14 protein-coding genes and 1 rRNA gene are annotated in these 17,042 nt (G+C 71.7%); 8 read left to right on the top strand and 7 right to left on the bottom strand.

The window, feature by feature from the left end:
• Positions 1-21: 21 nt before the first annotated feature.
• Positions 22-2,088, top strand: coding sequence for an ATP-dependent DNA helicase (locus AB0C78_RS06115; RefSeq protein WP_360742839.1), 2,067 nt, complete (start codon positions 22-24; stop codon positions 2,086-2,088).
• Between the two features lie 35 nt (positions 2,089-2,123).
• Here the strand turns inward: AB0C78_RS06115 and AB0C78_RS06110 are convergent, their stop codons facing one another.
• The 3 genes from AB0C78_RS06110 to AB0C78_RS06100 form a co-directional block, all read right to left on the bottom strand.
• Complete coding sequence (locus AB0C78_RS06110; RefSeq protein ID WP_360742400.1) at positions 2,124-3,335, bottom strand: pyridoxal phosphate-dependent aminotransferase; 1,212 nt, start codon at positions 3,333-3,335, stop codon at positions 2,124-2,126.
• 86 nt (positions 3,336-3,421) lie between these two features.
• On the bottom strand, positions 3,422-5,932 hold the full coding sequence (locus AB0C78_RS06105) for an FtsX-like permease family protein (RefSeq protein WP_360742397.1): 2,511 nt from the start codon (positions 5,930-5,932) through the stop codon (positions 3,422-3,424).
• A complete protein-coding gene (locus AB0C78_RS06100; protein ID WP_360742836.1) occupies positions 5,929-6,657 on the bottom strand; it encodes an ABC transporter ATP-binding protein in 729 nt (242 codons plus the stop codon). Before AB0C78_RS06100 ends, AB0C78_RS06105 begins: the two co-directional genes overlap by 4 nt.
• Positions 6,658-6,949: 292 nt before the next feature.
• Between AB0C78_RS06100 and AB0C78_RS06095 the strand changes: the two genes are divergently transcribed.
• From AB0C78_RS06095 to AB0C78_RS06080, 4 genes are all read left to right on the top strand, one after another.
• The gene (locus AB0C78_RS06095) at positions 6,950-7,696 is read left to right on the top strand and encodes a TetR/AcrR family transcriptional regulator (RefSeq protein ID WP_360742394.1); all 747 of its coding nucleotides are present in this window, start codon (positions 6,950-6,952) and stop codon (positions 7,694-7,696) included.
• Between the two features lie 61 nt (positions 7,697-7,757).
• A complete protein-coding gene (locus tag AB0C78_RS06090; RefSeq protein WP_360742391.1) occupies positions 7,758-8,759 on the top strand; it encodes a diiron oxygenase in 1,002 nt (333 codons plus the stop codon).
• 3 nt (positions 8,760-8,762) lie between these two features.
• Positions 8,763-10,343 carry an NAD(P)/FAD-dependent oxidoreductase gene (locus AB0C78_RS06085; RefSeq protein ID WP_360742388.1) on the top strand — a complete coding sequence of 527 codons (1,581 nt, stop codon included), beginning with the start codon at positions 8,763-8,765 and terminating at the stop codon, positions 10,341-10,343.
• A 93-nt stretch (positions 10,344-10,436) separates the two neighbouring features.
• Entirely contained in the window at positions 10,437-11,249 is an 813-nt protein-coding gene (locus tag AB0C78_RS06080; RefSeq protein WP_151544768.1) for an SDR family oxidoreductase, read from the top strand.
• Positions 11,250-11,320: 71 nt separating this feature from the next.
• On the opposite strand, the gene ctaD is transcribed toward AB0C78_RS06080, so the two are convergent.
• Complete coding sequence (gene ctaD / locus AB0C78_RS06075; RefSeq protein ID WP_360742384.1) at positions 11,321-12,988, bottom strand: cytochrome c oxidase subunit I; 1,668 nt, start codon at positions 12,986-12,988, stop codon at positions 11,321-11,323.
• Positions 12,989-13,082: 94 nt separating this feature from the next.
• On the opposite strand from ctaD, the gene AB0C78_RS06070 reads away from it, so the two are divergent.
• Positions 13,083-13,580 carry a DUF523 domain-containing protein gene (locus AB0C78_RS06070; RefSeq protein ID WP_360742380.1) on the top strand — a complete coding sequence of 166 codons (498 nt, stop codon included), beginning with the start codon at positions 13,083-13,085 and terminating at the stop codon, positions 13,578-13,580.
• Here the strand turns inward: AB0C78_RS06070 and AB0C78_RS06065 are convergent, their stop codons facing one another.
• Entirely contained in the window at positions 13,581-14,213 is a 633-nt protein-coding gene (locus AB0C78_RS06065) for a TetR family transcriptional regulator (protein ID WP_360742377.1), read from the bottom strand.
• 79 nt (positions 14,214-14,292) lie between these two features.
• Between AB0C78_RS06065 and AB0C78_RS06060 the strand changes: the two genes are divergently transcribed.
• The gene (locus tag AB0C78_RS06060) at positions 14,293-15,015 is read left to right on the top strand and encodes an SDR family NAD(P)-dependent oxidoreductase (RefSeq protein ID WP_360742374.1); all 723 of its coding nucleotides are present in this window, start codon (positions 14,293-14,295) and stop codon (positions 15,013-15,015) included.
• Positions 15,016-15,031: 16 nt separating this feature from the next.
• Here the strand turns inward: AB0C78_RS06060 and AB0C78_RS06055 are convergent, their stop codons facing one another.
• Positions 15,032-15,976: an AraC family transcriptional regulator gene (locus tag AB0C78_RS06055; protein ID WP_360742371.1), complete on the bottom strand. Its 945-nt coding sequence runs from the start codon at positions 15,974-15,976 to the stop codon at positions 15,032-15,034.
• A gap of 82 nt (positions 15,977-16,058) precedes the next feature.
• On the opposite strand from AB0C78_RS06055, the gene AB0C78_RS06050 reads away from it, so the two are divergent.
• Positions 16,059-16,895 carry an NAD(P)H-binding protein gene (locus AB0C78_RS06050; RefSeq protein WP_360742368.1) on the top strand — a complete coding sequence of 279 codons (837 nt, stop codon included), beginning with the start codon at positions 16,059-16,061 and terminating at the stop codon, positions 16,893-16,895.
• A 52-nt stretch (positions 16,896-16,947) separates the two neighbouring features.
• Here the strand turns inward: AB0C78_RS06050 and rrf are convergent.
• A 5S ribosomal RNA gene (rrf, locus tag AB0C78_RS06045) occupies positions 16,948-17,042 on the bottom strand; the annotation flags it as partial.

The raw sequence follows: 17,042 nt of genomic DNA, 5'->3' as shown, positions 1-17,042 counted from the left end.
AGCGACGCCAAGATTCCGGACATGCCGACCCTGCTGTCCGCCGCCGTCGAGGCCATCGGGGGCGCCGAGCGCCCCGGGCAGGTGGAGATGGCCGGGGCGGTGGAGAAGGCCATCGCGTCGGGCGAGCACGTCGCCGCGCAGGCGGGCACCGGGACGGGCAAGTCGCTGGCGTACCTGGTTCCGGCGATCCGGTACGCGGTCGAGAAGCAGACCACGGTGGTGGTGTCGACCGCGACGATCGCGCTGCAGCGCCAGCTCGTCGACCGCGACCTGCCGCGGCTGGCCGAGGCGCTGAACCCGCTGCTCGGCCGGGAGCTGAAGTTCGCGATCCTCAAGGGCCGCCGCAACTACCTGTGCCTGCACCGGGTGCAGACGGGCGCGCCGGAGGAGGACGAGGGCGGCGCCGGGCTGTTCGACCCGCAGCAGCTGTCCATGCTGGGACGCCAGGTCAAGCGGCTGAACGAGTGGGCCGAGGAGACCACGACGGGCGACCGCGACGAGCTGGTCCCCGGGGTGAGCGAGCAGGCGTGGCGGCAGGTGGCGGTCACCGCGAAGGAGTGCCTGGGCGCGCAGCGCTGCCCGCAGGGGACCGAGTGCTTCGCGGAGCTGGCCCGCGCGGAGGCGGGCGAGGCGCACATCGTGGTCACCAACCACGCGCTGCTGGCGATCGACGCGCTGGAGGAGTTCCAGGTCCTGCCGGAGCACGACGTGGTGATCGTGGACGAGGCGCACGAGCTGGTCGACCGGGTGACGTCGGTCGCGACGGGCGATCTGAGCGCGGCCGGCGTGGACACGGCGGCGCGGCGCTGCGGGCGGCTGGTCGAGGAGGGCGTCGCCGACCGGCTCAAGGAGGCCGCGGAGGGCCTCGGCGTCCTGCTTGAGGATCTGCCCGCGGGCCGTATGGACGTTCTGCCTTCTTCGCTGGGCAGCACGCTCGCGGCGACGCGTGACGCGCTGCACGCCTGCCTCACGGCGATCGGCCCGGAGAAGAAGGACGCCGATCCGGGCGACGCGGCCGCCCGCAAGGCCGCACGGTCGTCGCTGGAGGAGCTGCACGACACGGCGGTGCGGATGCTGGAGTCGTTCCAGCCGGAGATGTCGCAGCGGTTCGACGTGGTGTGGCTGGAGAAGCCGTTCGTCCAGGAGGGGCGTCCGAAGCGTCCGCCGGCGCTGCACGTCGCGCCGATCGGGGTGGGAGGCCTGCTCCGGACGACGCTGTTCGAGCAGCGCACGGCCGTCCTGACGTCGGCGACGCTGACGCTGGGCGGGTCGTTCGAGCCGCTGGCGCGCCAGTGGGGGCTGCCGCCGCTCGGCGAGAACGCGCCGCGGGACGCGAAGACGGCCGCGGAGGGCCTCGCGCAGACCGCCACCGACGGCAAGGACGAGGACGGGAAGGACGGCAAGGAGATCGTCTGGTCGGGCCTGGACGTCGGCTCGCCGTTCGACCACCCGAAGTCCGGGATCCTGTACGTGGCGCGGCATCTGCCGCAGCCGGGGCGGGACGGGCTCGCCGACGCGTACCTGACGGAGATCACCGAGCTGATCGAGGCGGCGGGCGGCCGGACGCTCGGCCTGTTCTCCTCGATGCGGGCCGCCCGGCAGGCCGCCGACGAGCTGAAGGACCACCTGTCGCACCCGCTGCTGTGCCAGGGCGAGGACTCCACGTCCCTGCTGGTCAAGCAGTTCGCCGAGGACGAGCGGACGTGCCTGTTCGGGACGCTGTCGCTGTGGCAGGGCGTGGACGTCCCCGGCCCGTCGCTGCAGCTGGTCATCATGGACCGCATCCCGTTCCCGCGCCCGGACGACCCGGTGTCGTCGGCGCGCGCGCGGGCGGTGGCGGCACGCGGCGGCAACGGGTTCATGGCGGTGTCCGCGACGCACGCGGCGCTGCTGCTGGCGCAGGGCGCGGGCCGGCTGCTGCGGTCGATGGACGACCGCGGCGTGGTCGCCGTCCTCGACCCGCGGCTGGCGACGGCCCGCTACGGCGGCTTCCTGAAGAACTCGCTGCCGCCGTTCTGGGCGACGACCGACCCGGACGTGGTGCGCGGCGCGCTCAAGCGCCTCGACGCCGCCGCGTCCGGATCGTGACGGCCCACCGGTCCCGACACCGGTCGTGACGCCCGTCAGCGGCGGTAGGTGCTCAGGAAGTCGCCGATGCGGCCGACGGCCTCCTCCAGGTCGTCGGCGTACTGCAGCGTGACGACGCGGAAGTGGTCGGTGGTCGGCCAGTTGAACCCGGTCCCCTGCACGACGAGGAGCTTCTGCCGTTCGAGCAGGTCGAGGGCGAAGCGCATGTCGTCCTCGATCGGGTACATCTCGGGGTCGAGCCGCGGGAAGACGTACAGCGCGCCCTTGGGCCGGACGCAGCTGACGCCGGGCAGGTCGTTGAGCAGCTTCCAGGCGCGGTCGCGCTGCTCGCCGAGCCGGCCGGTCGGCAGGACGAGGTCGTCGATGCTCTGGTAGCCGCCGAGCGCGGCCTGGATCGCGTGCTGGCCGGGGACGTTCGGGCACAGCCGCATGTTGGCGAGGATGTCCAGGCCCTCGATGTAGGACTCGGCGTGCTCCTTCGGCCCGGACAGCACCACCCAGCCGGACCGGAACCCGGCGACCCGGTAGTTCTTGGACAGCCCGCCGAAGGTCAGGCACAGCAGGTCGGGGGCCAGCGAGGCGATCGGGACGTGCACGGCGTCGTCGTAGAGGATCCGGTCGTAGATCTCGTCCGCGAAGACGATCAGGTTGCGGCGGCGGGCGACCTCGACGATCTGGGTCAGCACCTCGCGCTGGTAGACGGCGCCGGTCGGGTTGTTGGGGTTGATCAGCACGATCGCCCGGGTGCGGTCGGTGATCTTGGCCTCGATGTCGTCGAGGCTCGGCGCCCAGTCGGCGGCCTCGTCGCACAGGTAGTGGACGGGGGTGCCGCCGCACAGCGACACCGACGCCGTCCACAGCGGGTAGTCGGGCGCCGGGATCAGCACCTCGTCGCCGTCGTTGAGCAGCGCCTGCAGGGTCATCACGATCAGCTCGGACACGCCGTTGCCGAGGTAGACGTCCTCGACGTCCAGGCCGGTGACGCCGTTGTCCTCGAACCGCTGCACGATGGCGCGGCGGGCGGGCAGGATCCCCTTGGAGTCGCTGTAGCCGTGCGCGTCCGGCAGGTTGCGGATCATGTCCTGGAGCAGCTCCGGCGGAGCCTCGAACCCGAACGGCGCGGGGTTGCCGATGTGCAGCTTGAGGATGTTGTGGCCCTCGGCCTCGAGCTGCTTGGCGCGCTTGAGCACCGGCCCGCGGATGTCGTAACAGACGTTGGTCAGCTTGCCCGACTGGTTGACCTGCATGGACACACAATATCCGCGCCGCGGGGCCGGAATCCGCCCGGGCGCCCGCCCCGCAGGGCCTGCGGGGCGGGCTCCAGACGGCGTGATCACGGCGCGGCGATCGAGGCGAGGATCGCCCGCCGGGCGGCGCGGCGGGCGGGCCTGATCGCGGCGAGCGCGCCCGCCACCGCTCCGACCAGCGCGATCACGCCCAGCTGGACGGGCGGGGCGGTGAACGGGTTCCCGAGCGCGGCGCCGAGCCCCCAGCCGAGGAACACCCCGAGGCCGAGCCCGCCGGCGGTCCCGAACAGCGCGACGATCAGCGACTCCCAGCGCACCATCGAGCGGATCTGCGCCCGGGTCGCGCCGACGGCGCGGAGCAGGCCGAGCTCGCGGGTCCGCTCGTGCACCGACAGCGACAGCGTGTTGGCGATGCCGAGCAGCGCGATGATGATCGCGAGGGCGAGCATCCCGTAGACGACGGCGATGAACCCGTTCATGTCGGACGTCTGCGCCGTGACGAACGCGTCGCGGGTCTCGACGTCGGGCGCCCCGTACGGCCTGGCGAGCGCGGTGAGGGCGCCGCGCGCCGACGTGACGGACGCGCCGGGCTTGAGGTCGACGAACGCCCTGGTCACGAGTGGCTGCTTCGTGTGGGCGCCCCAGATCGTCCAGGGCACGAGGTAGTCGCCGGTCAGGTCGGTCCGGTCGTACACGGCGCCGACCGTGACCTCCTGCGCGACGCCGTCGGCGAAGGTGAGGCCGACGCGCGAACCGGCATGCCAGCCGCGGTCGTCGGCGATCTTCTTGGAGACCGCGAAGGTGCCGGGCCCGGCGAGCGAACCCTGCGAGACGTCGAGGTCGAGGACGCGGCGCAGCGCGGACGGGTCGCCGACGGACACGGTCGCGATGCGGCCACCGACCCGCATGCCGCCGGTGCCGAGCCCGGCGACCCCGCTGACCTGCGGCAGCCGGGCGGCCTCGTCGACGAGCCGCGGGGCGAATCCGCCGGTCTCGTTGCCGCCGCCGTCCACGACGAGCGGCCCCTTGAACGAGCCGGCGACGCCGTCCTCCAGCGACGCGCGGAGCGAGCCGACGAACACCGTGAGCAGGGTGACGACGCCGACGCCGATCATCAGCGCGGTCGCGGCGCCGGCGGTGCGGCGCGGGCTGCGCGTGGCGTTGCCGCGGGCGAGCGCGCCGGGGACACCGCGCAGCCGCGCGGCCGGGGCGCCGGCGACGGCGGCGGCCGGGCGCGCGACGGCGGGCCCGAGCACGACCATCGCGACCAGGCACAGCACCGCGCCGGCGGCGGCCATCGCCACCTGCCCGCCGGACGCGCCGAGCACGACCGTCCCGGCGGCGACCGCCGCGAACACCCCGCCGACGATCATCCGGGTGTCGGACGGCCGGGACGGCTCCGCCGCGACCTCGCGCAGCGCCGCGAGAGGCCGCACCCGGGACGCCCTCAGCGCGGGCCCGAGCGCCGCGACGAGCGTCACCAGCAGCCCGGCCGGGACCGCCACCAGCAGCGTCGTCGCGGAGACGGTGAGCCCTTCCATCGCGATCCCGATCCGGAACGTCGTGAACAGCAGCCGGAGCAGCGCGGCGAAGCCGAACCCGCCGGCGAGCCCGGCCAGGGTCGCGGCGCCGCCGATCATCAGCGCCTCGATCCCGGCGAACGCCACGACCTGGCGGCGGCCGGCGCCGAGCGCGCGCAGCAGCGCCGACTCGCGGGTCCGCTGCGCCATCGTGATGGCGAACGTGTTGTGGATGCTGAACGCCGCGACGAACAGGGCCACCCCGCCGAACGCGCCGAGCACGATCCGGAACGTCTTGAGGAAGCCGTCCTGCACGGCGGTCATGCCCTCGTCGACCTGGGCGCGGTTGGTGACGGCCTCGGTCCCGGCGGGCAGCATGGGGCGGATGCGCGCGGCCAGCGCGTCCTGGCTCACCCCTGCGGAGGCGCGGATCGCGACGCTGCTGATGCGGCCGGACGACTTCGCGACGTACCGCTGCGCGCCCTCCAGGCTGAACGCGGTGAACGACGTCTCGCCGAACGCGTCCTCGCTGCCGAACTTGCTGATCCCGACGACCGTCACGGGAACGCGCTCAGGCGTGAGGACGGCCGTCCGGTCGCCCACCTTCAGCTTGCCCTCGTCGGCGAACATCTTGTTGATGACGACCTCGTCCGGGGCGCGCGGCGCGCGTCCCTCGGCGAGCCGGTAGGGGTTGAGCTTCGGGTCGTTGAGCCAGTTCCCGGCGGTCCTCGGGCCGCGGGACGGGATCGTCGTCCCGTCCTTGGAGAGCAGCTGCCCGGAGCCCTGGATGACGGGTTCGGCGTTCGCTACGCCGTCCACCCCGCGCACCTTCGCCAGCACCGACGCGTCGATCTGCCCGCGCGCGCCCCAGGGCGAGTCGCTCACCTTGGTGGCGTTGCGGACGCTGACGTCGCTCTTGCCGTAGGCGCCGGAGAAGTAGCCGTCGATGCTGGACGCGAGCGTGTCGCCGAGCACCAGCGTGCCGGTGAGGAACGTCACGCCGAGGAACACCGCGACCAGCGACCCGGCCATGCGGCGCTTGCGCCCCCACAGCTCCTTGAAGACGAGCCCGGTCATGACCGGTCCCCCAGCCCGCGCATCCGGTCGAGGACCCGGTCGGCCGTGGGCTCGTCCATCACGTCGACGACGCGCCCGTCGGCGAGGAACACGACCGCGTCGGCGTAGCCGGCGGCGACCGGGTCGTGGGTCACCATCGCGACCGTCTGGCCAAGGTCGTCGACGGCGCCGCGCAGTAGGTCCAGCACCTCCGCGCCCGTACGGGAGTCGAGGTTGCCGGTCGGCTCGTCCGCGAACACGATCTGCGGACGGGTGACCAGCGCGCGCGCGAGCGCCACCCTCTGCTGCTGCCCGCCGGACAGTTCCGACGGCTTGTGCGTGAGCCGCTGCCCCAGCCGCAGGACCCGCACCACGGTGTCCAGCCACTCCCTGTCGGGACGCGTCCCGGCCAGCGTCATCGGCAGGACGATGTTGTCCTTCGCGGTGAGCGTCGGGAGCAGGTTGAACGCCTGGAACACGAAGCCGATGCGCTCGCGCCGCAGCCGCGTCAGGCGCCGGTCCGACAGGGACCCGAGCTCCTGGTCGCCGACGTAGACCTTCCCGGACGTGGCGTCCTCCAGGCCCGCCACGCAGTGCATCAGGGTCGACTTGCCGGCGCCGGACGGGCCCATGATGGCGGTGAAGCGCCCGGCGGGGAACGCCACGCTCACCTCGTCGAGCGCGCGCACCGCCATGTCGCCGGTCCCGTAGACCTTGGTGAGCCGTTCCGTGCGGGCGCCGCCCATGTCCGCGTCCGCCTCGTTGATGGTTCGTCTTGCCTCTGCCGCGTTTCCCATGGCCGGGATCGTCACGCGCCGGTACGGCCCGCGTCGTCCGGCTGCGAGAGGCACCGCGCCTACCCCGTGGGCGGCACCGGCGCGCCCGCGCGTACGACGGGGGCGGCAGCGGAGCCGGGCCGGGTACCGCGCAGGGGGTACGTCCTCGCCGCGAGATCAATAAGACGCGTTGTCCAATTGTGATGCGGGCAACATACAAGCAGGCTTGCTTGCTTGTAAGTGGGCTCGTACCGTCGGAGGCGTGTCAGTGAGCAGCCGCCGGCGTCGGCGCCACAGCAGCGGGACGCGCCGGACCCAGGAGGAGCGCCGGTCGCGCACGCAGGCCCGGCTCCTCGAGGCCACCATGGAGTGCCTGGTGGACCTCGGCTGGTCCGGCACGTCCACCACCGAGGTGGCCCGCCGCGCGGGCGTCTCGCGCGGGGCGCAGCAGCACCACTACCCGACCAAGATGATCCTGGTCGCGGCGGCGCTGGAGCACCTGCTCGAAGCGCAGCGGCTCGCGTACGAGACGGCGTTCGCGGTGCTGCCGAAGGAGCGCCGCAACGTCACCGGCGCGCTCGACCTGCTCTGGGAGGTCTTCCGCGGCCGGCCCGCCAAGGCCCTGATGGAGCTGGCGGTCGCCGCCCGCACCGACGAGGAGCTGCGCCCGCTCTGCGTCGACCTGAACGAGCGGATCCTGCAGACCATCGCCGAGACCTTCGAGAAGCTGTTCCCCGCGAACACGCTGCCCCCCGACTTCACCGACACGATGCTGCGCGGCCTGTTCGCGATGTTCGTCGGGCTGTCGATCCAGAACGCCCTCGACGACGACTCCCGCGGCCACCAGGCCGCGGTGCTGCGCCAGGTCAAGGAGATCGCCCAGCTGATCGTCCCGGAGCCCGGCGGCCCCGCCTCCACCCCCGCGCCCGCCCCGGCCCCGGCGGCGGACGACGACGGCACCGCGCCACCGCAGCAGGCGCCCGCGGCCACCGCCGCGGGCGCGCCCTAGCCACGAAGAAGGATCACCCCCGGCCCCCGCAGGCCGCACCACCCCCGAGGGAGCGCCTCACATGCCGAAAGCCCCCACCGAACTCGCCGACGAGGTCCGCGAGCAGGTCAAGGACAGGAAGTCGTACCTCGGCGTCGTCGACCGGCTGAACAAGGCGTCGGTCGACAAGCACTGGGAGGCCTACGCCGACATCCCGTGGGACGACCCCGACTTCACCGTCGACAAGAACGACCCGCGCTGGGTGCTGCCGCAGTTCGACCGGCTCGGCGAGACCGAGTGGTACCGGTCGCAGCCGCCGGAGATCCAGTCGCAGATCGGGCTGTGGCGGGTCGCCACCGCCATGAAGATCGGCCTGCAGTTCGAGAACCTGCTCAAGCGCGGCCTGCTCAACTACGCCTACCGGCTGCCGAACGGCCGGCCGGAGTTCCGGTACGTCTACCACGAGACGACCGAGGAATGTCACCACGGGATGATGTTCCAGGAGTTCGTGAACCGGACGAAGATGCCGATCCGCGGCATGCCGCGGTCGCTCAGCCTCATCGCGCAGGCCGCGCCGTGGATCCCGCTCGTCAGCACGGAGATGTTCTTCGTGTTCGTGCTCGGCGGCGAGGACCCGATCGACTACGTGCAGCGCAAATCCCTCAAGGGCGGGCACATCAAGCACCCCCTCGAAGAGACGATCATGAAGATCCACATCGCGGAGGAGGCGCGGCACATCTCCTTCGCCCGCCACTACCTCAAGCACCGGATCCCGACCATGAACCCGGCGCGCCGCCGGATCCTCGGCTTCGCGACCCCGATCGTGCTCGGCGTGATGGCGCGGATCATGCTGTCCCCGCCCGGCCCGATGGTGCGGCACTTCAACATCCCGAAGGACGTCGTCCGGCAGGCGTACAAGAGCCCGGCCTCGCAGGCGGAGATCTCCAACTCGGTCGGCAAGATCCGCGACCTGATGGCCGAGCTCGGCGTGATCGACCCGGTGAACAAGCGGGTCTGGAAGGCGTTCGGCATCTGGGACAGGCCGGGGACGCGGCGCCCCGTCGACGAGCCCAAGGCCGCCTGAGCGATGGCCGGGGCGAACGGCGCGGCGGGGCCGGAGGGTCCCGCCGCGCGGTGGGCCGCCGTGGTGACGCCGGCGGCGGGACGCGGCGGGCCGTACAAGGTCGTCATCATCGGGACGGGCTTCTCCGGCCTCGGCATGGCGATCGGGCTGAAGAAGGCCGGCGTGCACGACTTCGTCATTCTGGAGAAGGCGGACGAGGTCGGCGGCACCTGGCGGGAGAACACCTATCCCGGCTGCGCCTGCGACATCATGTCGCTGCTGTACTCGTACTCGTTCGAGCCGAAGAACGACTGGTCGCGGATGTTCCCCAAGCAGGGCGAGCTGCTGCGGTACATCAAGGACATCGTCGAGAAGTACGAGCTGGAGCAGCACATCCGGTTCGGCACCGAGGTCACCGCCGCCGAGTACGACGACGCCACCGACACCTGGCAGGCGTCGATCGAGGGCCCGGGCGCCGAGCCCGGCGAGGTCGTCCGGGGACGGGCGCTCGCCGCGGGCATGGGCCCGCTGCACCAGCCGAACATCCCCGACCTGCCCGGCCTCGCGTCGTTCGAGGGGAAGACGTTCCACTCCGCCGAGTGGGACCACTCCTACGACCTGACCGGCAAGCGCGTCGCGGTGATCGGCACGGGCGCGTCGGCGATCCAGTTCGTCCCGCAGATCGCCAAGCGCGTCGCGTCGCTGACGGTGTTCCAGCGGACGCCGCCGTGGATCATGCCGAAGCCGGACCGCAAGGTGACCGGCCTGGAGAAAGTGCTGTTCCGGCGCGTCCCCGGCTTCCAGCGCGGCTACCGCAACGGCATCTACCTGCTGCAGGAGAGCTTCGTCCTGGGGTTCAAGAACCCGCGGCTGCTGAAGGCCGCGAGCTCGATCGCGCAGTGGCATCTGGCCCGCCAGGTGCCCGACCCGGAGCTGCGCCGCAAGCTCACCCCCGACTACACGATGGGCTGCAAGCGGACCCTCGTCTCCAGCGACTACTTCCCGGCGCTCATGCGGCCCAACGTGGAGCTGACCACCGAGGGGATCGCGGAGGTCCGCGAGCACTCGATCGTCACGCGGGACGGCCGGGAGCACGAGGTCGACGCGATCATCTTCGGCACCGGCTTCCACGTCACCGACGCGTTCGAGAACGCGCGGATCGTGGGCCGGGGCGGGCTGAAGATCCAGGACGCCTGGAAGGACGGCATCGAGGCGCACCTCGGCGTGACGGTGAAGGGCTTCCCGAACCTGTTCCTGCTGCTCGGCCCGAACTCCGGCCTCGGCCACAACTCGATGATCTTCATCATCGAGGCGCAGGTCCGCTACGTCCTGCAGTGCCTGGCGATGCTGGACGCGGCGGGCGGCGCGCGGATCTCGGTGAAGCCGTCCGTGCAGGACCGGTTCAACGCCTGGGTGCAGCGCAAGTCCGAGGGCGCGGTGTGGGTGGCCGGCGGCTGCGACAGCTGGTACCTCGACCGCGACGGCGTCAACCGGGCCGCCTGGCCCGCGTCGACCGTGAACTACTGGCTGCGGACGCGCCGCCTCGACCCGCGCGACTTCCGGGTGGAGGGGCGCGACGACGAGCCGGCGGTCCCCGTTTCGTAGCCGGGTGAGTGTCGGCCATGCCGTCCCACCCCGTAGAATCCCCGCAATTGAACAGAACATCCAATTAGCCCAGCATCGAGCGGAGCGCGCAGAATGAGCATCGCGATCGTGACCGGAGGCGCATCCGGCATCGGCCGTGCGATCGCCACGTCCCTGGTGGCGCGCGGCGACACCGTGGTGGTCAGCGACATCAACGCCGACGGCGCCGCCGCCGTCGCGGACAAGCTGAACACCCTCGGCAAGGGCAAGGCGTCCTCCGCCCCCCTCGACGTCACCGACGCCGAGGCCGTCACCGACCTCTACAAGCGCGTCAAGGCCGAGAACGGCACCCTCGACCTGGTGTTCAACAACGCCGGCATCGCGATCGGCGGGCTGGCCGAGGAGCTCACCCTCGACCACTGGAACCGCGCGATCGACATCAACCTCAAGGGCGTCGTGCACGGCGTGCACGCCGCCTACCCGATCATGCTGGAGCAGGGCCGCGGGCACATCGTCAACACCGCCTCGCTCGCCGGGCTCGTCCCGATGCCGATCGGCATCCCCTACACCGCCACCAAGCACGCCGTCGTCGGCCTGTCGCTCGGCCTGCGCGCCGAGGCCGCCGGGCGCGGCGTCAAGGTCAGCGTGGTCTGCCCGAGCTTCGTCGACACCCCGCTGCTGCACAACGTCAACCCGGACCTGCCCGAGACGCAGCTGAGCGGCAACGCCACCGAGGACATCGCCAAGGCGTCACCGCGCCTCTACACCGCCGAGAAGCTCGCGCGCGACATCATGCGCGGCGTCGCCAAGAACCAGGCGCTCATCGTCGCGCCCGCGCACGGCCGCCTCGCCTGGCGCGGCGTCCGCCTCAACCCGGCCGCCGCGGTCCGCGTCGCCCAGATAGCCGTCAGCCGCATCTCCAAGTAGCGTTCCCCGCCCGCGCGCGCCCACCAAGCGCGCGCGGGCGCCGTCACGCTCGCCCGTCCGGCGGTGCCCGGTCAGGGGCCCTCCTCCGGCGTGGTCTTGGCTTCCACCTCTGCTGCTTTCGGGTAGTGGAGGTCGAACGCGGGTCTTTCCGAGCGGATCCGCGGGATCGAGGTGAAGTTGTGCCGCGGCGGCGGGCACGACGTCGCCCATTCCAGCGAATTGCCGTACCCCCATGGGTCGTCCGCCTGGACCCGCGTGCCGTGACGCGACGTCCGGTACACGTTGTAGATGAAGAACAGCGTCGAGATCCCGAGCAGGAACGCGCCCGCGCTGGAGACGCGGTTCAGGGCGGTGAACTGCTTGGCATAGTCGGCGTACCGGCGCGGCATCCCCTCGGCGCCCAGCCAGTGCTGGACGAGGAACGTCGTGTGGAAACCGATGAACAGCGTCCAGAAGTGGACCTTCCCCCACGCCTCGCTGAGCATCTTCCCCGTCATCTTCGGCCACCAGAAGTAGAAGCCGGAGAACATCGCGAACACGACCGTCCCGAAGACGACGTAGTGGAAGTGCGCCACCACGAAGTAGGAGTCCTGCACCTGGAAGTCCAGCGGCGGCGACGCCAGGATGACGCCGGTCAGCCCGCCGAACAGGAACGTCACGAGAAACCCCACGGCGAACAGCATCGGCGTCTCGAAACTGAGATTGCCGCGCCACATCGTCCCGACCCAGTTGAAGAACTTCACCCCGGTCGGCACGGCGATGAGGAACGACATGAACGAGAAGAACGGCAGCAGGACCTGGCCCGTGGTGAACATGTGGTGCGCCCACACCGACATCGACAGCCCGGCGATCATGATGGTGGCGCCGACCATCCCGAAATAGCCGAACAGCGGCTTGCGGCTGAACACCGGGATGACCTCGGTGACGATCCCGAAGAACGGCAGCGCGATGATGTACACCTCGGGATGCCCGAAGAACCAGAACAGATGCTGCCAGGTCAGCGCGCCGCCGTAGGCCGCGTCGAACACGTGCGCGCCGAGCCGGCGGTCCGCCTCCAGGCACAGCAGCGCCGCCGCCAGCACGGGGAACGCCATCAGCACGAGCAGGCTCGTCAGGAACACGTTCCAGGTGAAGATCGGCAGCCGGAACATCGTCATTCCCGGCGCCCGCATCCCGATGATCGTGGTGATGAAGTTGACGCCGCCGAGGATCGTCCCGAATCCGGACAGCGCCAGGCCCATGATCCACATGTCGCCGCCGACGCCCGGACTCCGCAGCGCGCTGTTCAACGGCGCGTACGCCGTCCAGCCGAAACTCGCGGCGCCGCCCGGCGAGATGAACGACGCGAACACGATCAGCCCGCCGAGGAGGAACAGCCAGTAGCTCAGCATGTTCAGCCGCGGGAACGCCACGTCCGGCGACCCGATCTGCAGCGGCATCACGACGTTCGCGAAGCCGACGAACAACGGCGTCGCGAACAGCAGCAGCATCACCGTGCCGTGCATCGTGAACAGCTGGTTGTACTGCTCGTTGGAGACGATCTGCAGGCCCGGGGAGGCGAGCTCCGCCCGCATCACCATCGCCATCAGGCCGGCCAGCAGGAAGAAGACGAACGATGTGGTCAGATACAGATATCCGATCACCTTGTGGTCGGTGGTGGTCAGCCAGGACACCAGAACCGAACCCCGGGGACGTCCCTCGGAAGGCGCCTCCGGGAGCGGACGGCCGAGAAGGACCATGCCGGGCTCCCAATCGACGGGGGAATGCCCACAACTATTCGCCGGGGATCAGGGGGGCGCAAGACGTCTCCGCGTCCCGCATAGGCTGAAAGGCGTGGAGCGCATACTGGTCAGTTCCTGCCTCGTGGGACGGCCCGTCCGATACGACGGAGCCGCCAAACCGGTGGCCGGCGGCCTCTTCGAGCGGTGGCGCGCGGAAGGGCGGCTCGTACCGTTCTGCCCGGAGGTGTCCGGCGGGCTTCCGGTCCCCCGGCCGCCTGCCGAGATCGTCGGCGGCGACGGTGGCGCCGTCCTCGACGGCACCGCTCGGGTCGTCACCAGGGGCGGAGCCGACGTGACCGCCGAGTTCCTGCGGGGCGCACGTCTCGCGCTGGCCGCCGCCCAGCGCGCCGGCGCCCGCATCGCCCTGCTGAAGGAGGGCAGCCCGTCCTGCGGCAGCGCCCGCGTCTACGACGGGACATTCTCAGGCGCGTCCGTCCCCGGCACGGGCGTGACGACGGCCCTCCTGCGCCGCGAGGGCATCCGCGTCTTCGGCGAGGACGACCTCGACGCCGTCCAGGAGCTCCTGACCGCCCTGGAGCGCGCGGACTGATCAGCGGCCGCCCATGAGTTCGGCCATCTGATCCGGCGACAGCGCGGGGACGGGCAGCGGGCGCGCGGCGTCCGCCCGCAGGCCATCGAGGAAGAGGGCGAGGAACCGGCGCCAGACCGGGGGCTCCGCGCCCCCCGACTCGCGGATGATCTGGGACATCGCCCACATCAGCGGCACGATGTCCGTGACCTCGAAGTCGCTCCGCAGCCGGCCGGAGCCCTTGGCCCGTTCAACGATCCGGGCCAGGTGCGCGAAGCCGCGATCGCATGCCTCGCTCAGTTCGGACGCGAGCGGGAAGCGGCGCGCGAGCACGTCGTTCAGCCCCCGGTCCTGCGCCTGCAGCGCGACGATCCCCTCGACGAACCCGGCGAACCCCGTCCAGGGATCGGGGTCGTCCAGGGCCTGCGCGGCGAGCCGGTCGAGCTCGGCCAGCCGGACGGGGAAGATCGCGTCAAGGAGGTCCTGCCGCGCGCGGAAGTGGTTGTAGAGCGTGCCGATGCTGACCCCGGCGCGGCGCGCGACCTCCTCCAGCGGCGCGTCGAGACCGCGGTCCCCGAACACCTGCGCCCCGGCCGCCACCAGCTTCTCGCGGTTCCGCGCGGCGTCGGCCCGCGCCGGCCTGCTCCTGGACATACCGCCATCCTACGAAGTTGAGGAAACCCTCGACTTTCGGCTAACTTGAGGGTCCCCTCAACTTCTGGAGGTTCCGACCATGACCGCGACGACCGTCGTCATCGGCGCCGGCCCCGGGCTCGGCATGTCGATCGCCCACCGCTTCGGCCGGGAAGGGCACGCCATCGCCCTCATCTCCCGCAACGGCGACCGCCACCCCGGCTATCTCGCCTCGCTCGCGTCCGCGGGCATCGAGGCGACATCCCATCCGGCGGACGTCCGCGACCACGACGCCCTGCTCGGTGCCCTCGACGAGATCACCGCACGGCACGGCGCCGTCGACGTCGTCTACTACGGCCCCGGCGCGGCCGACCCCGCCGCGCGGCCCGCGCCCATCACCGAGACGGACGTGCCCGCCGCCCAGGAGGCGATGAGCTGGGTGTATCCGGCCATCGACGCGGTCCGCGCGGTCCTGCCCGGCATGCTGGAGCGCGGAGACGGCGGGCTGCTGTTCGCCGGCGGACTCAGCTCCGTCGTCCCGCTGCCGATGATCGGGAACCTGGCGCTCTCGTCCGCCGCCCTCCGCAACTACGCGATCACCCTGCACGCCGCGCTCGCCGACCAGGGCGTGTACGCCGGCACGCTCACCATCGGCGGCCTCATCGAGCGCGGCGACATCCATCGCATGATCGTCGGCGAGGCGGACCGGCTCGACGGCATGACGGTCGGGACGCTGAACCCGGACGACCTCGCCGACACCGCCTGGGACCTCTACAAGAACCGCGACAGAGCCGAAGCGACCTTCAACGCCTTCGCATCCTGAGCGTGCGCCCGGGGGGTCAGTCCGTCCCGCGCCGCCAGCGGGACGGACTGACGCCCCTTGTGCGCTTGAACGCCACGCTGAACGCGAACGCGTCCTCGTAGCCGACCTCGCGGCCCACGGCGGCGACCGTCGCGTCGGTGTCGCGCAGCAGGTCGGCCGCGAGGGTCATCCGCCACCCGGTCAGGTAGGTGAGCGGCGGCTCGCCCACCAGCCCGGCGAAACGCGCGGCGAACGCCGCACGGGACATCCCGACCTCGGCGGCGAGCGCCGCGATGGTCCAGCGACGCGCCGGGTCCTCGTGCAGCAGCCGCAGCGCGTCGCCCACCGCCGGATCCGCCAGCGCCCGGTACCAGGACGGCAGGTCCGACCCCGGCCGCGCGCACCACGCCCGCAGCGCCAGGACGAGTACCAGGTCCAGCAGCCGGTGAAGGACGGCGTCCTGACCGGGCTCGTCCCGGCCGACCTCGGCGGCGAGCAGATCCAGCGCGCCGCGCGTCCGCGGCCCGGCCGGCACCACCGCCGCCGGAGGCAGCATCGCGAGGATCCGTCCGCCCACGTCACCGTGCAGTTCGTAGGCGCCGCGGAGCATGACCGTGGCTCCGGGCAGCCCGTCACCGTAGGTGCGGGGTGCCAGGTTCCACCCTTCTCGCTCGACCGGCTCACCGCTGTCCGCCCGGTACTTCCGCCCCTGCCTGATCACGACCTGGGACGGCGTGGACGCGTCGTCCGCGATCGTGTACTCCCCGGCCTTGGTGATCAGCGCGATGTCTCCCGCGGCGAGGGCCACCGGTGCGGCGCCGGTCTCATCAAAACGGATCGCGGCGGTCCCGCCGAGCGTGGCCACGACCGTCAGCGCCGTGGCATCGGCGAAGGTCAGCGCCCACGGCGGCCGCTGGACCAGCTGCCTCACCAGCGCGTCGCCGGCGCGCGCCCGGTGCAGCAGATCGCTGAGGACGTCCATGCCGCACACGCTAGACGATGACAAAGGAATCCGAGACGTTCTCTCATGGATCGTCTGACCGTCGTGCGGTTGCGTAGGGGGCATGGAGAACACGCTCATCCTCGGCGCCACGGGAAAGACCGGCCGCCGTATCGTCCGGCGCCTGCGTGCCGCCGGGCATTCCGTCCGCACCGCGTCCCGTTCGGGCAGCGACGTGGCCGTCGATCTCGGCGATCCGGCGACCTGGCCCGCCGCTCTCGACGGCGTCACGGCCGTCTACCTCCTGGAGCCCGTCCTCCAGCCGGTCCCGGACCGAGACGCGCGCATCCCGAAGTTCGTGACCGAGGCGGCCTCCGCGGGAGTGCGGCGGCTCGTCCTGCTGTCCGCCCACGGCGTCGGCGAGGCCGACGACGATCACCCTCTCAAGTCCGCCGAGCGGGCGGTACGCGGATCCGGTGTCGGCTGGACGATCCTGCGTCCCGACTGGTTCGCGCAGAACTTCAGCGAGTCGTTCTGGAAACCGTGGGTGCTCAGCGGCACCCTCGCGGTGCCGACCGGGGACGGCCGCACCCCGTTCGTCGACGCCGAGGACATCGCCGAGGTCGCCGCCGACTCGCTCACCGACGACCGGCACAGCGGCCGGATCTACCAGCTCACCGGACCGCGCGCGATCAGCTTCGCCGAGGCCGCCGAACTGATCGGCAAGGCCACCGGCCGCACGATCCGCCATGTCGACGTCACCGCGGAGGCCTTCGCCGAACGCCTCGCCGCGAACGGCGTCCACCCGGACGCCGCCCGCATGCTCGCCGGCCTCCTGGAGGACATCCGCGACGACCGGAGGGCCACAGTGTCGGACGGCGTGGAAAGCGCCCTCGGCCGCCCAGCCACGCCATTCGAGGACTACGTCGCCGAAGCCGCCGCCGCGGGCCACTGGGACTGACCCCGGAAATGCAGAAGGCCCCGCCGTTTCCGGCGGGGCCTTTCTAATATGAGTCCGGCGGTGTCCTACTCTCCCACACGGTCTCCCATGCAGTACCATCGGCGCTGAAGGGCTTAACTTCCGGGTTCGGAATGGGACCGGGTGTTT

The organism is Actinomadura sp. NPDC048394 (genome assembly GCF_040651755.1).
In the GTDB taxonomy this organism is placed as follows: domain Bacteria; phylum Actinomycetota; class Actinomycetes; order Streptosporangiales; family Streptosporangiaceae; genus Spirillospora; species Spirillospora montaniterrae.
This window is presented reverse-complemented; position numbering and strand designations above follow the sequence as displayed.